This is a genomic window from Sediminicoccus sp. BL-A-41-H5, from assembly GCF_050632405.1.
In the GTDB taxonomy this organism is placed as follows: domain Bacteria; phylum Pseudomonadota; class Alphaproteobacteria; order Acetobacterales; family Acetobacteraceae; genus Roseococcus.
This window is the reverse complement of record NZ_CP192601.1, coordinates 2,470,846-2,483,243: the sequence shown is the minus strand read 5'-3', so window position 1 is coordinate 2,483,243 and position 12,398 is coordinate 2,470,846. Positions and strand designations below refer to the sequence as shown.

Below are 12,398 nucleotides of genomic sequence, written 5' to 3'. Positions count from 1 at the left end.
CGATGCCGATCTCTTCCGGCTTTTTCATCGCCCTGTATCTGGTCTTCGCGCTGGTCGGCCTGTTCGGCGCGGCGCGGGCAGAGGGGTATCTCTACACCTTCTCGCTGCTGCTGCTGGCCTTCGGGCTGTGGATGGCGTTCAGCGTGGTGAAGCGCCATTACGACGCGAAGCACTCCCACTGATTCGCTGCGCGGTGATTCACCGCTTCGGCTGCGCCTCAGCGGATCAGGCTCTGGACCCCGCTGCGTTCACATGCGTTCACTTCGCCGGGTCCAGCCTTGGCCGAGAGGCTGATTCACCGCTTCGGCTGCGCCTCAGCGGATCAGGCTCTGGGTCACGCCGCCTTCGCCGGCTGCACGATGCGTCCATCCTCCATCGCGACGATGCGGTCGGCGATGTCGAGGATGCGGGGGTCATGCGTGACGAGCAGGATGGGCACGCCGCGCGTCTTGGCGAGGTCGCGCAGCAGGCGCACGACTTCCTGGCCGCTCACCTTGTCGAGGGCCGCGGTGGGTTCATCGGCCAGGATCAGGCCGGGTTCGCCGGCCAGGGCGCGCGCCACGGCCACGCGCTGCCGCTGACCGCCGGAGAGGCGTGAGGGCGGCTTTTCCGCGTGATCGGCGAGACCCACGGCGGAGAGCATCTCGCCCGCGCGGGTGAGGCGTTCGCCCTCGCTCATGCCGCCATGCAGTTCGAGCGACATGGCGACATTCTGCCGCGCCGTCAGGAAGCCCAGGAGGTTGTGGTTCTGGAAGATGAACCCGATGCGCCCGCGCAGCTTCACGCGGTCGCTTTCGGAGGCGCCCGAAAGTTCCTGCCCCAGCACCCGCGCCTGGCCGTCCTGCATCGCCCGAAGCGCGCCGATCAGCGTCAGCAGCGTGGTCTTGCCCGAGCCCGAGGGGCCGGTCAGCAGCACGATTTCCCCTGGCGCGATGGACAGGTCCACCTCCCGCAGCACCTCCCGCCGCAGCGCGCCTTCGCCGTAAGCGAAGGTGATGCCCGACAACTCGACAGGATTCACGACTCACCTCGCAGCGATCGAGACAAGAAAGAGAGGCCTGTGCCCTGCCCACTGGCCGCCCCCCGATCGGCGGCGTGGCTTAGCCACGCCAACCAGCCGACGCTTCCAGGACAAGCCCCAACCGGGGCCCTCGCGGCGACGCGAAGCGGCGTCGTGGGGAGAAAAATCAAAACATATCCGCCGGATTGGCGTCCCTCAGCTTGCGCATGGCGAGCAGGCCGGCCGCCGCGCACATGGTGAAGATCATCAGGAAGACGGTCAGCGCGCGCTCCGGATACATGGCGAGCGGCAGGAAGGTCGCCGCCCCCACCCAGTCGTAGAGCCAGGCGGAGAGCAGCAGGCCGGGGATGAAGCCGATGATGGCCAGGATGAAGGCCTCGCTCATCACGACGCGCGAGAGATAGCCGTTGGAATAGCCCATGGCCTTGAGCGTGGCGTATTCCGAGATGTGGCTCGCGATGTCGGAGAAGAGGATCTGGTAGACGATCACCATGCCGACCACGAGGCCCATCAGGCTGCCGAAGACGAAGATGAAGCCGATGGGCGTGCCGTTCTCCCAATAGCTGCGCTCATGCGCCACCAGTTCCGTGTGCGTCATCACCATCACGTCGCCCGGCAGCAATTCGCGCAGGCGGGCCTGGACGGCGCGCGGGTCGGCGCCCTCGTGCAGCTTCAGCGCCACGAGGTCGGTGTTGGAGACGCGGCGCTCGAAGACGCGGCGGAAATTGGTCTCGCTGAGAACCACGTTGCCGTCGGCGCCGAAGCTGGGGCCGATCTCGACGAGGCCGACGAGGCGCATCTCGCGATGGCCCACCTGCACCTGGAAAGGGCCGCGCTCGGCGAAGAGCTGGCCGATGGGGCCGAACTCAGGTCGGGAGCGCACGTCGAAGGCGACGGTGTCCGGCTGCTTCAGCGCCTCGACGAGCGGGGCGAGGCCCGTGAAGCCGACCGCGCCCGCCTCGGCATCGAGGCCGATGAGCTGGACGGCGCGGCGGCGGCCCGTCTCCGGATTCCGCCAGCTCGCCTGGGCCAGGTAGATCGGCACGGCGACGGCGACATCGGGGTCGGCCAGGGTCTGGAAGGCGCGGGCGCGGGGCAGGGGCTCGGGGCGGAAGCTCGCATCCGTCATGGGGTGCATGAGGAAGAGGTCGGCCCGCATCGCGCCCAGCATGTTGGTCGCGCTGTCGAAAAGCGCGCCGCGGAAGCCCAGCTGCATGAAGACCAGCACGCAGGCGAACATGACGCCGGCCATGGCGGCGAGCAGGCGGGACTTCTCCGCGCGGAGCTGCCGCCAGGCGAGGCGCAGCGGCAGCAGCAGGAAGGCGGCGGGGCCCGGGGCCACGCGCGGGCGGGGCGGGATGGGCTCGCCGGTGAGCTCCGGCGCCCAGGGGAGCAGGTTCTCGGTGCCGAGGGGGCTGATCTGGTTCATCGGGCGGCCACCGCGGGGTCCTGCGCGCGGATCGCGACCTGCACCTGCATGCCGGTGCGGCGGCGCAGCAGGGCGGCCCCTTCCTCGGAGAGGGCGAGGCGGACTTCGACGGTGCGGCTGTCCACCGCGGCCACCGGGTCGGTGCCCGCCTGGGTGGTGCGGCGTACCTGCCAGCCGATGTCGCGCAGCGTGGCGGTGACGCGCTGGCGCTCGCCAGGGACGAGGATCTCGGCCGTCATGCCGGGGCGGAGGCGGCCGAGATCGGTCTCGAAGACATCGGCCACCACATCCATGCGTGTCAGGTCGGCCAGTTCCATGAGGCCATCATTGCCCACCTGGTCGCCCGGGCGGGCGAAGATGCGCAGGATGGTGCCGGCGATGGGGGCGCGGACACGGGCCAGCTCGGCATCGGCGCGGGCCTTGGCGAGCGCGGCCTCGGCGCCGGCCACGCGCGCCTCGGCGAGGCGGAGATCCTCCTCGCGCGGGGTGGAGAGGGTCTGGAGGTCGGCCTCGGCCTGGGCGCGCTCGGCGGAGAGGCGGAGCAGCAGGAAGCGGTTGCGCTCGGCGGCCGCCTCGGAGCCGGCGCCGGAGGGGACCAGCCGGTCGGTGCGGGCGGCGTCGCGCCGGGCGATCTCCTCCTGCGCGGCCAGGGCGGCGATGCGGGCGCGCTGGGCGGCGACCTCGGTCGGGCGGCCGGCCTCGCGGACGCGGGCGAGCGCGGCGCGGAGTTCGGCGAGGCTCGCCTCGGCCTGCTGGGCGGCGGCGTCCTTCATCTCGGCATCGGCGAATTCGGCCAGAAGCTGCCCCTCGGTGACGAGGTCGCCCTCGGTGACGAAGACGCGGGCGAGGCGGGTCACGGCCATGCCACCCGGCTGGTTCAGCTTGCGGATGCGCGAGGCGGGCTCGACGCGGCCCAGCGCGCCGACGCCGAGCGGCACGGCGGGGGTGGCGATGACGGGCGCGGGCGGCGGGGGCGCGGCCTGGTTGGCGTAGACATAGTATCCGGCGCCGGCGGCGAGCATGGCGACGCCCAGGAGAAGCTTGCGGTTCATGCGCCGCCCTCCTGCACGAGGTATTCGAGCGCGGTGCGGATCGCCCGCTGGTCCTCCTCGGTCTGCTCGTACATGCCGAAGAGGCGGCCGAAGAAGAGGCCGTCGCTGCAGGCCATCAGGGCGAGCGCCCGGCCGGGAGGCAGCCTGTCGGCGCGCAGATGGTCGCGGATGCGGGCGAAGACGCCGCGGATGGGCGCCAGCATCGCGGGGTCATGGTGAAAGACGGCGAGGAAGACGGCGCCGGCGCGTTCATGTTCTTCGCAGACCTGCTCCGGGTGATCGAAGATCCAGGAGAGGATGGCGCGGCTGGCGGGCGCGGGGCCGGACTGGGCGGCGAGGATCGCCTGGAAATCCTGCTCCACGGATTCCGCGAGGCGGGCGACGAGGCCATTCAGCATCGCCTCCTTGGAGGCGAAGTGATAGAGCAGCCCGCCCTTGGAAATGCCGGCGGCGCGGGCCGCGGCCTCCAGCGTCAGGGCGGGGACGCCCTTCTCCTGCACGATCCGTTCGGCGGCATCGAGGATGCGGGTGCGGACATCGGGAATGGGTGGCGCATCAAGCATGCGCCAGAACTATACCGTCTGGACGGTTTGTCAAGAAATGACTGTACCGTCTGGACGGTTGGTGGCGTCACGGCCCCTCAGGGACCTTGGTCGAGCCCCGCGCGCAGCGCGCGGCCTTCCGCGCCATCCGGATCAATCAGGCCCTCGCGGAGAAACAGGTCGATCAGCACCAGGTTCACGTTGAACTTGATGCTCTCGGTCTCGCGCAGCGCCTCCAGCAGGCGGGGGGCGGGCCAGAGCTCGAAGGCCTCCACCTCGTCGTCATTGGGCCGGGGGGTGAAGCTCTCGGGCAGCTCCAGGTCGAAGACGTGCAGCACATCCCGCCGCAGCCCCTCCTCGGCGGTGAGGATATAGGAGATGCGCCCGCTGCGGCGGGCCCGGGCCACCAGCGCGGCGGGCAGGGAGGCCTCTTCACCGGCCTCCTTCATCAGGCATTGCTCGGCGTCCAGCCCGGCCGGGATGCCGCCGGCGACGAGGTTGTCGAGCCGGCCGGGGGCCACGGCCTTGTTGCGGGCGCGGATGCCGACCCAGACATGCAGCCCATCGGCCCGGCGCACCAGGCCGTTCAGGTGCACGCCCTGCCCGATCACGCCGAATTGCGGGATCATCCCGCGGTCCAGCGTGCCGAGCGCCGGGCCTTCCGCGGCGGCGCGGATGTCGAAGAGCTCGCCGCGGACGCGGCCGAAGCCCTGTTTCGCCAGCACGCGGGCGGCGGCGGCCAGCGCATCGCTGCGCTGGGCGGCGCCGCGCAGGCGCCCGGTCATGGCGACGCCCTTGCCGTCGAAATGGAAGTCGCGCGGCAGGAAGGTGAGCGCCTGGGCGAGGTCGGGCGTCACCCAGCCCACCTGTTCCTCCCCGAAGCGGAAGGGCAGGAGATGCGCGGGGGAGGGCGTGTTGTTGCAGGCCTCGATGTGGCGGAACAGCGGTTTGCTCATCGCTGGCATGTGGCAGGGACCGGGCCGGGCGGGAAGGCCCGTGGTTCCCAAAACCCTTGGCGCGGGCCACATGTTGCATCATGAGCGCGAAGCAGCCGACGAACCACCTCCGCACCGTGCGGAGCATCCTTCCCTATCTCTGGCCGGAGGGGGAGCGCGAACTGAAGATCCGTGTGGTGCTGGCGGTGCTCTGCCTCATCGCGGCCAAGGCGGCCAATGTGCTGGTCCCCATCATCTACGCGCGGGCGGTGGATGCGCTGGCGCCGAAGGAAGGCGTGGGGGCGATGCTCGCCATCCCCGTGGCGTTGGTCATCGGCTACGGGCTCCTGCGCGTCATGTCCTCGGCGCTGGCGGAATTGCGCAACGCCGTCTTCGCCAAGGTGCAGGCGCGGGCGGCGCGGCGTGTGGCGCTGAGCGTCTTCCGGCACATGCATGCGCTCTCGATGCGGTTTCACATGGACCGCGCGACGGGCGGGCTGTCGCGCGTGATCGAGCGCGGCACGCGCGGCATCGCGGTCGTGCTGAACTTCATGCTGTTCAACATCCTGCCGACCATCGTGGAGATCTTCCTGGTCGCCGCCATCCTGTGGTGGATGTTCGCGCTCAGCTTCGCGCTGACCATCCTGCTGACGATCGGCTCCTACATCACCTTCACGCTGCTGTTCACCAACTGGCGCCTCGCCTTCCGGCGGGTGATGAACGACACGGACCAGGAGGCGAACACCAAGGCGGTGGACAGCCTGCTGAACTACGAGACGGTGAAGTACTTCAACAATGAGCGGCACGAGGCGCGGCGCTACGATGAGAGCCTGACGCGCTACGAGGGCGCCTATGTGCGCTCCGAGACCACGCTGAACATGCTGAACGCCGGCCAGGCGACCATCATGGCGGCCGGCCTCACCATCGTCATGCTGCTGGCCGGGCGCGGGATCGCGGCGGGCGAGATGACGGTGGGCGATTTCGTGATGGTCAACGCCTATCTGATCCAGCTCTATCTGCCGCTGAACATCCTCGGTTTCGCCTATCGCGAGATCAAGCAGGGCCTGACCGACATGGAGGAGATGTTTCTCCTGCTCGACGTGCCCGCCGAGATCGCGGATGCGCCCGATGCGCCCGACCTCGTGGTGAGCCAGGGGACGGTGCGCTTCGAGGATGTGCGCTTCGCCTACCGGCCGGACCGCGAGATCCTGAAGGGCGTCAGCTTCGAGGTGCCGCCGGGGCGCATGCTCGCCATCGTCGGGCCAACGGGGGCGGGGAAATCCACCATCTCCCGCCTGTTGTTCCGCTTCTATGACGTGACGGGCGGCGCGGTGCGGATCGATGGTCAGGATGTGCGCAGCGTGACGCAGGACAGCGTGCGGCGGGCCATCGGCGTCGTGCCGCAGGACACGGTGCTGTTCAATGACACCATCCGCTACAACATCGCCTATGGCCGGCCGGCCGCCACGGATGAAGAGGTGGAGGAGGCCGCGAAGCTCGCCCAGGTGCATGACTTCGTGCTGAAGATGCCGGACGGCTACAGGACGCGCGTGGGCGAGCGTGGCCTCAAGCTCTCGGGCGGCGAGAAGCAGCGCGTGGCCATCGCGCGCACCATCCTGAAGGACCCGCGCATCCTCATCCTGGATGAGGCGACGAGCGCGCTGGACACGCGCACCGAGCAGGAGATCCAGGCCGCGCTGCGCGATGTCTCGCGCGGGCGGACCACGCTGGTCATCGCGCACCGGCTTTCCACCGTGGTGGAGGCGGATGAGATCATCGTGCTGGAGGAGGGGCGCATCGCCGAGCGCGGGACCCATGCGGCGCTGATCGCGGCCGATGGCCTCTATGCCGAGATGTGGCGCCGCCAGTCGGAGGCGGTGGCGGCGGCGGAAGCGGCCGCGCTGGCCCAGGCCCAGGCGGAGTTCGGCACCGGCGTGAGTGCGCGCGCCGCGGGCGAGAGAGCCTGATCGCCTCCGGTGGACTCACCGGAGGCGTGAATCAGTCTCGGGGTGGTGCGCCTGATCGGCTCCGGTCGACTCACCGGAGGCGTGAATCGGTCTCGGGGCGGTGAGCCTGATCGGCTCCGGTGGACTCACCGGAGGCGTGAATCAGTCTCGGGGTGGTGCGCCTGATCGCCCGCTCCCCGCATGCATGACAAAGCCTTAATCTTGATGCTCTTCCCTGGCTGGGCTTCAGGCCCCATCTGTCTGGAAAGACTGGAGTTGCCGGACAATGCAAGCTGCGCACGGGGATGCCCCCGAGGATCTGAGCCACGCGGGCTCGGTGGTCGACAAGGCCATCGAGTACATGCTGGAGCAGCAGATCGCCCCGATTTCCGCCGCCTCGGCCCTGCTGGGCGGGGCGCTTGGGCTGCTCGCGCGCAGCATGGATGACCGCTCGATCGCCGGCGTGCTGCGCCAGGCGCTGGCGAGCGTGGAGGCGGGCGAGCTCAGGCAGTTGCCGACGCTGCCGAAGGGCTGACGTCCGCGGCGTGCATGGCGCGTGCGCTTGACTCGCGCGCTGACCTGCCGCAAAAGCCGCGCTCCGATTTACCGCCGCGCCGGGGGAACCCTTGCGCGCCCAGTTTGCAGGATCATCACCATGGCTCGCCGCTGCGGCATCACCGGCAAGGGCGTTCAGTCTGGCAACAATGTCAGCCACGCGAACAACAAGACCCGCCGGCGCTTCCTGCCCAACCTGCAGGAAACCTCCTTCTACTCCGACGTGCTGGCGACCTCGATCCAGCTGCGGCTGACGACGGCGGGCATCCGCACCATCGAGCACAATGGCGGCATTGACGCCTTCCTGCTCACCACCAAGCCGCGCAACCTGCCGCCCGAGGCGGCGGTGCTGAAGCGCCGCATCCTGCGCGCCCAGGCCAAGAAGGCCGCCGCGGCCTGAGAAGGCCCGCCCGGGGCATCGCCCCGTGCTGCATCCACAATGCCGCGAATCGGGCAAATGCCCGATTCGCGGCATTTGTGTTTCTGGGGGCCGACGCGGGATCTGCGACGTGAGACGCCGGTAAATCGTTATGTTTCCGGACCATAAAGGCCGAGAACCAACGTCAGGCAAGCTTTTCGGGATTCGTCGCCGGGTCATTTTAACCGGGCGTTAACCGAATCGGCGCGAGAATCATTCGCATGATGACCGACGCCCTCCCCGAAGCTTTCACCTCCGCCCTTCCTGCTGTCCTGGTCGTGCTCGCGGCCGCGGGTGGCCTCGCCGCCCTCGCCGGGCTTGGCCGGGCATCGCGCCTCGCGGCGGAACTGGCCACGCTGCGCGGCCTGGCCGAGGGAAGGCGCCGCAGCTTCGGCCTGCTCTCGCGCGACCTCAACAGCCTGGGCCTGGCCCTGCTCGGCCGCGCCCAGCTTCTGAGCGCACAGTCCGGGGGAGAGGAAGCCGGCCGCGCCTTCGAGGGGGAGGCGCGGCACCTCCTCGCCCTGGCGGACGCCGCCGCCGAGGAGGCGGGCGGCGCCGTGCCGGCGCGCGGTCTTCAGGAGGAACGCTTCCCGCTGGCTCCCATCCTGCGCGAGGCGGTGGCGATCGCCAGCGCGCAGCTGGGGCCGGGCAAGCGGCATTGGCGCATCGCGCCCGCCATCGAGAACCTGGCCGTGACGGCGGACCGGCGGGCGCTGCGCGGTGCGCTGGTGCAGGTGCTGGGGCGTGCCGCCCGCGCCACGGCCGAGGCGGATGTGATCGAGATCCGCGCCGACCTGCGGCCGCATGCGGCCTCCATCATCGTCGAGGATGAGGGGGTGGGGCTCGCGATCGAGGATCTCGCGCCCATCGCCCATGATGGCGGCGCCGATCGCTCGCGCGGGCTGGGCTTCGGGCTTTCGCTGGCGCGCTCGCTGCTGCGCGCGCATGGCGGTGAACTGGTGATCGAGGCGGCGCCGGGGATCGGGGCGCGCGCCTTCCTGTCCTTGCCGCCGGAGCGGATGGCGGCGGTCGCCTGAGGTCAGGCTACCAGTGGCGGTGCGGTCCGCCGCGCCAGGGCCGCCCGTGATAGCCGCGCGGCGGGCCGTAATAGACCGGCGGCGCGTAGTAGCGCGGCCGGGGTGGCGGCACGAAGACCACCGGCGGCGGCACGAAGAGCGGACGGGGCGGCGCGTAATAGACCGGGGGCGGCGGGGCATAAACATAGCCCGGCTTGTCCCAGTACTGCGCCTGGGCGCCGCCCGGGAGCAACGCGCCCAGGGCCAGGGCGCCGGCGATGATCAGCTTGTGGAACGAACGCATCGGAGAGACCTCCTTCACTCGTCACAGGGAACTCCGCCAGCATGGCCGAAGCATGGCGGCATCAAGGCGTGATCTTCAGCGCCAGCCGCCATAGGGGCCGCGATAAGGGCCACGATAGGGCCCGCGATAAGGGCCGCCATAATAGCGTGGCGGGCCGTAGTAGCGGGGCGGCGGCACATAGACGCGCGGCGGCGGCGGGGCCACGTAGTAGCGCGGGACCGGCGCGTAGTAGCGCGGCGCGGGGGCCACATAGGCGGGGCCGACATAGCCGCCGCCATAGACCGGGGCGCAGGCGGCGAGCGATGCCGCCGCCCCCAGGATCACGCCCGGCTTGAGCCAACGCATGGCAGGTTCCTCCGCCGTGGCGGGGGCCACGGCCAACATCTGATGTGGGGCGACCGGTCTGCCAACGAGCGATGCTGCGTCCGGTTGCGGCCTCGCGCCATGAGGCGCCCGGCTCGTGGCGGAAGCAAGGCGAAAGCGGGGTGATTTGAGGCCGGCTCAGAACCCGCCAGGCGGGACGATGAGGCGCGGCGGCTCGGGCCGCATCGCCGCGCGCAGCAGCGTGTCCAGTTCGGAGAGGAAGCGCGAGCGGTCCTGCTGGGTCATCCCCGAAGGGCCGCCCGTGCGCGCGCCGGTGGAGCGCAGATGCTCGGCCACGGCGCGGCCGGCCAGGGCATGGCCGATATTCTCCGTCGTCCAGCGATGGCCCTTGGCGTTCAGTGCGCGCGCGCCCTTCTCCAGGCAGCGCGCGGCGAGCGGGATGTCCTGCGTCACGCAGACATCCTGCGCGGTGATGCGCTCGGCGATCCAGTCATCCGCCACATCCGCGCCCTCGGTGACGATGACGCGGTGGATCAGCGGGCTTTCCGGCAGCAGGATGCCGCGCGCGCCGTTGGAGACGACATGCGTGTGCACCTGCAGCCGCGCGGCCACCCGGAACGCCTCCTCGCGCACCGGGCAGGCATCGGCGTCGATGTAGAGCGCCGTCACGCGGTTCCGAAGACGCGGGCGAAGATGGTCTCGACATGGCGGAAGTCGAGCTGCGGGTCCATCACGCGCGAGAGTGTGGCCGCATCCATCACCGCCGCCACCTCGGGCCGCGCCAGCAGGTTTTCCGCGAAGCTCTTCACATCCGGCTGGCCGAGCTTCAGCCAGGTCGCCATCGCGGCCTGCTGGACCGCGGCGTAGCTGTCCTCGCGCGAGAGGCCGGCCTGGGTGAGCGCCAGCAGCACCTTCTGCGAATGCACGACGCCGCCGAGGCCTTCCAGGTTCTCCGTCATGCGGACGGGATAGACCGTCAGCTTCTCCATCATGCCGGCGAGACGCATCAGCGCGAAGTCGAGCGCGATGGTGGCATCCGGGCCGATCACGCGCTCCACGCTGGAATGGCTGATGTCGCGCTCATGCCAGAGGGTGATGTTCTCGAGCGCCGGCATGGCATAGCCGCGCACGAGGCGGGCGAGGCCGGTGATGTTCTCGGAGAGCACCGGGTTGCGCTTGTGCGGCATGGAGCTGCTGCCCTTCTGCCCGGCGTGGAAGAACTCCTCCGCCTCGCGCACCTCGGAGCGCTGCAAATGGCGCACTTCGGTGGCCAGCCGCTCGATGGCGCCGGCGACGACGGCCAGCGTGGCGAAGAAGGCGGCGTGGCGGTCGCGCGGGATGACCTGCGTGCTGACGGGCTCGATGGCGAGGCCGAGGGACTTCGCCACATGCGCTTCCACGCGCGGGTCCACGCTGGCGAAGGTGCCGACGGGGCCGGAGATGGCGCAGGTGGCGACTTCGGCGCGGGCGGCGATCAGGCGCTCGCGGTTGCGGGCGAATTCGCAGTAGTGGCCGGCGAGCTTCAGGCCGAAGCTGGTGGGTTCGGCATGGATGCCGTGGCTGCGGCCGATGGTGGGGGTGAACTTGTGCTCCATGGCGCGCATGCGCAACGCGGCCATGACGGCTTCGACATCCGCGATGAGCAAATCTGCCGCGCGTGTCATCTGGACGGCGAGGCAGGTGTCCAGAACGTCACTGCTCGTCAGGCCCTGGTGCATGTAGCGCGCATCCTCGCCGATGCCCTCGCCGAGCCAGGTGAGGAAGGCGATCACGTCATGCCGCGTGACGCGCTCGATCTCATCAATCCGCTCGACATCGGCGGGGCCCATCGCGGCGACGCGAGGCGCGCCGCCCTGGCGGATGGAAACGGCCGCGGAGGCAGGGATGGTGCCGATCTCGGCCATGGCCTCGGCGGCCAGCGCCTCGATTTCGAACCAGATGCGATACCGCGTCTCGGGGGACCAGATCTCGGCCATGGCGGGGCGGGAATAACGGGGGACCATCGGAGCCTCTCAACAACGCTGGGCGGTGGTTTGCCGCCTGCGGCAAATCCGGACAAGCGGGCTTGGCGCGCGCCGCGTCCTCTGTCAAAGAAGCATGGATGCCAAGAAAGTCCTTGGATTACAAATAGTTTATTTAGAAGGGCGCGCCCATGCCGGATTGGTTCGTACCACTCATGCAGGTCCTGATGATCGACATCGTCCTCGCGGGGGACAATGCGATCGTGGTCGGCATGGCCGCCGCCGGCCTCCCGCCGGACCAGCGCAAGAAGGCCGTGCTCTGGGGCATCGCCGCCGCGACGGTGATGCGCATCGCCTTCGCCAGCGTGACGGTGCAGCTGCTCGCCATCACCGGCATCACGCTGGCCGGCGGCGTGCTGCTCGCCTGGGTCTGCTGGAAGATGTATCGCGAGCTGCGTGAGGGTGGCAGCCATGAGGCGCCGGCCGAGGGCTTCGACGAGTCGACGACCAACCCCGACGGCTCGCCGAAGAAGACCATGCGCCAGGCCATCACGCAGATCCTGATCGCCGACGTCTCGATGAGCCTGGACAACGTGCTGGCCGTGGCGGGTGCCGCGAAGGACCATCCCTATGTGCTGATCGTGGGCCTCGCCATCTCGGTCATCCTGATGGGCGTCGCCGCCACCTTCATCGCGAACCTGCTGAACAAGCATCGCTGGATCGCCTGGGTCGGCCTGCTGATCATCGTCTATGTCGCGGGCGACATGATCTGGTCGGGCACGCATGAGGTCGCGGACAAGGTGCCCGGCTCCTACGCCTTCCTGCTGCTGCCGCTGGGCTATCTGGCCCTGCCGGGCGTCTTCCCCGCCTGGATCTGGGCCGGCGCCACGCTGCT

The 12,398-nt window shown here is 69.8% G+C and carries 14 protein-coding genes and 1 pseudogene; 6 read left to right on the top strand and 9 right to left on the bottom strand.

All coding sequences use genetic code 11. From position 1 onward, the window contains the following. Positions 1–2: 2 nt before the first annotated feature. Complete coding sequence (locus ACQ860_RS12170) at positions 3–182, top strand: hypothetical protein (RefSeq protein ID WP_431303620.1); 180 nt, start codon at positions 3–5, stop codon at positions 180–182. Positions 183–334: 152 nt separating this feature from the next. On the opposite strand, the gene ACQ860_RS12165 is transcribed toward ACQ860_RS12170, so the two are convergent. The 5 genes from ACQ860_RS12165 to ACQ860_RS12145 form a co-directional block, all read right to left on the bottom strand. Continuing rightward, positions 335–1,006: an ATP-binding cassette domain-containing protein gene (locus tag ACQ860_RS12165; RefSeq protein ID WP_431303619.1), complete on the bottom strand. Its 672-nt coding sequence runs from the start codon at positions 1,004–1,006 to the stop codon at positions 335–337. Between the two features lie 181 nt (positions 1,007–1,187). Next, the gene (gene devC / locus ACQ860_RS12160) at positions 1,188–2,450 is read right to left on the bottom strand and encodes an ABC transporter permease DevC (RefSeq protein WP_431303618.1); all 1,263 of its coding nucleotides are present in this window, start codon (positions 2,448–2,450) and stop codon (positions 1,188–1,190) included. Beyond that, positions 2,447–3,502, bottom strand: coding sequence for an HlyD family efflux transporter periplasmic adaptor subunit (locus ACQ860_RS12155; protein ID WP_431303617.1), 1,056 nt, complete (start codon positions 3,500–3,502; stop codon positions 2,447–2,449). Before ACQ860_RS12155 ends, devC begins: the two co-directional genes overlap by 4 nt. After that, positions 3,499–4,065 (bottom strand): TetR/AcrR family transcriptional regulator, encoded by a 567-nt coding sequence (locus ACQ860_RS12150; protein ID WP_431303616.1) that lies wholly within the window; start codon positions 4,063–4,065, stop codon positions 3,499–3,501. The genes ACQ860_RS12155 and ACQ860_RS12150 overlap by 4 nt, the downstream gene beginning before the upstream one ends. 77 nt (positions 4,066–4,142) lie before the next feature. Then, positions 4,143–5,000 carry a DUF4743 domain-containing protein gene (locus ACQ860_RS12145; protein WP_431303615.1) on the bottom strand — a complete coding sequence of 286 codons (858 nt, stop codon included), beginning with the start codon at positions 4,998–5,000 and terminating at the stop codon, positions 4,143–4,145. A gap of 80 nt (positions 5,001–5,080) precedes the next feature. On the opposite strand from ACQ860_RS12145, the gene ACQ860_RS12140 reads away from it, so the two are divergent. From ACQ860_RS12140 to ACQ860_RS12125, 4 genes are all read left to right on the top strand, one after another. Next, positions 5,081–6,946, top strand: coding sequence for an ABCB family ABC transporter ATP-binding protein/permease (locus ACQ860_RS12140; protein WP_431303614.1), 1,866 nt, complete (start codon positions 5,081–5,083; stop codon positions 6,944–6,946). Between the two features lie 265 nt (positions 6,947–7,211). Beyond that, positions 7,212–7,460: a hypothetical protein gene (locus tag ACQ860_RS12135; protein WP_431303613.1), complete on the top strand. Its 249-nt coding sequence runs from the start codon at positions 7,212–7,214 to the stop codon at positions 7,458–7,460. A 120-nt stretch (positions 7,461–7,580) separates the two neighbouring features. Then, positions 7,581–7,880: a 50S ribosomal protein L28 gene (gene rpmB / locus ACQ860_RS12130; RefSeq protein WP_213612136.1), complete on the top strand. Its 300-nt coding sequence runs from the start codon at positions 7,581–7,583 to the stop codon at positions 7,878–7,880. Between the two features lie 242 nt (positions 7,881–8,122). Further along, complete coding sequence (locus ACQ860_RS12125) at positions 8,123–8,935, top strand: sensor histidine kinase (RefSeq protein WP_431303612.1); 813 nt, start codon at positions 8,123–8,125, stop codon at positions 8,933–8,935. Between the two features lie 7 nt (positions 8,936–8,942). Here ACQ860_RS12125 and ACQ860_RS12120 read toward each other — a convergent pair whose 3' ends face one another. From ACQ860_RS12120 to purB, 4 genes are all read right to left on the bottom strand, one after another. Further along, entirely contained in the window at positions 8,943–9,218 is a 276-nt protein-coding gene (locus ACQ860_RS12120; RefSeq protein WP_431303611.1) for a hypothetical protein, read from the bottom strand. Between the two features lie 75 nt (positions 9,219–9,293). Beyond that, entirely contained in the window at positions 9,294–9,563 is a 270-nt protein-coding gene (locus ACQ860_RS12115) for a hypothetical protein (RefSeq protein ID WP_431303610.1), read from the bottom strand. Between the two features lie 156 nt (positions 9,564–9,719). After that, a complete protein-coding gene (locus tag ACQ860_RS12110) occupies positions 9,720–10,211 on the bottom strand; it encodes a YaiI/YqxD family protein (protein WP_431303609.1) in 492 nt (163 codons plus the stop codon). Further along, positions 10,208–11,545, bottom strand: coding sequence for an adenylosuccinate lyase (gene purB / locus ACQ860_RS12105; protein WP_431303608.1), 1,338 nt, complete (start codon positions 11,543–11,545; stop codon positions 10,208–10,210). The genes ACQ860_RS12110 and purB overlap by 4 nt, the downstream gene beginning before the upstream one ends. Before the next feature lie 149 nt (positions 11,546–11,694). Between purB and ACQ860_RS12100 the strand changes: the two are divergent. Then, positions 11,695–12,309 (top strand): annotated as a pseudogene (locus tag ACQ860_RS12100) (TerC family protein); the annotation flags it as partial. Positions 12,310–12,398 lie beyond the last annotated feature (89 nt).

What these genes read in the sequence shown, in the direction of transcription:
- ACQ860_RS12170 (WP_431303620.1), top strand. Translation starts at nt 3, where the DNA reads ATGCCGATCTCTTCCGGCTTTTTCATCGCCCTGTATCTGGTCTTCGCG.
- devC (WP_431303618.1), bottom strand. Translation starts at nt 2,450, where the DNA reads ATGAACCAGATCAGCCCCCTCGGCACCGAGAACCTGCTCCCCTGGGCG.
- ACQ860_RS12155 (WP_431303617.1), bottom strand. Translation starts at nt 3,502, where the DNA reads ATGAACCGCAAGCTTCTCCTGGGCGTCGCCATGCTCGCCGCCGGCGCC.
- ACQ860_RS12150 (WP_431303616.1), bottom strand. Translation starts at nt 4,065, where the DNA reads ATGCTTGATGCGCCACCCATTCCCGATGTCCGCACCCGCATCCTCGAT.
- ACQ860_RS12145 (WP_431303615.1), bottom strand. Translation starts at nt 5,000, where the DNA reads ATGAGCAAACCGCTGTTCCGCCACATCGAGGCCTGCAACAACACGCCC.
- ACQ860_RS12140 (WP_431303614.1), top strand. Translation starts at nt 5,081, where the DNA reads ATGAGCGCGAAGCAGCCGACGAACCACCTCCGCACCGTGCGGAGCATC.
- ACQ860_RS12135 (WP_431303613.1), top strand. Translation starts at nt 7,212, where the DNA reads ATGCAAGCTGCGCACGGGGATGCCCCCGAGGATCTGAGCCACGCGGGC.
- rpmB (WP_213612136.1), top strand. Translation starts at nt 7,581, where the DNA reads ATGGCTCGCCGCTGCGGCATCACCGGCAAGGGCGTTCAGTCTGGCAAC.
- ACQ860_RS12125 (WP_431303612.1), top strand. Translation starts at nt 8,123, where the DNA reads ATGACCGACGCCCTCCCCGAAGCTTTCACCTCCGCCCTTCCTGCTGTC.
- ACQ860_RS12120 (WP_431303611.1), bottom strand. Translation starts at nt 9,218, where the DNA reads ATGCGTTCGTTCCACAAGCTGATCATCGCCGGCGCCCTGGCCCTGGGC.
- ACQ860_RS12115 (WP_431303610.1), bottom strand. Translation starts at nt 9,563, where the DNA reads ATGCGTTGGCTCAAGCCGGGCGTGATCCTGGGGGCGGCGGCATCGCTC.
- purB (WP_431303608.1), bottom strand. Translation starts at nt 11,545, where the DNA reads ATGGTCCCCCGTTATTCCCGCCCCGCCATGGCCGAGATCTGGTCCCCC.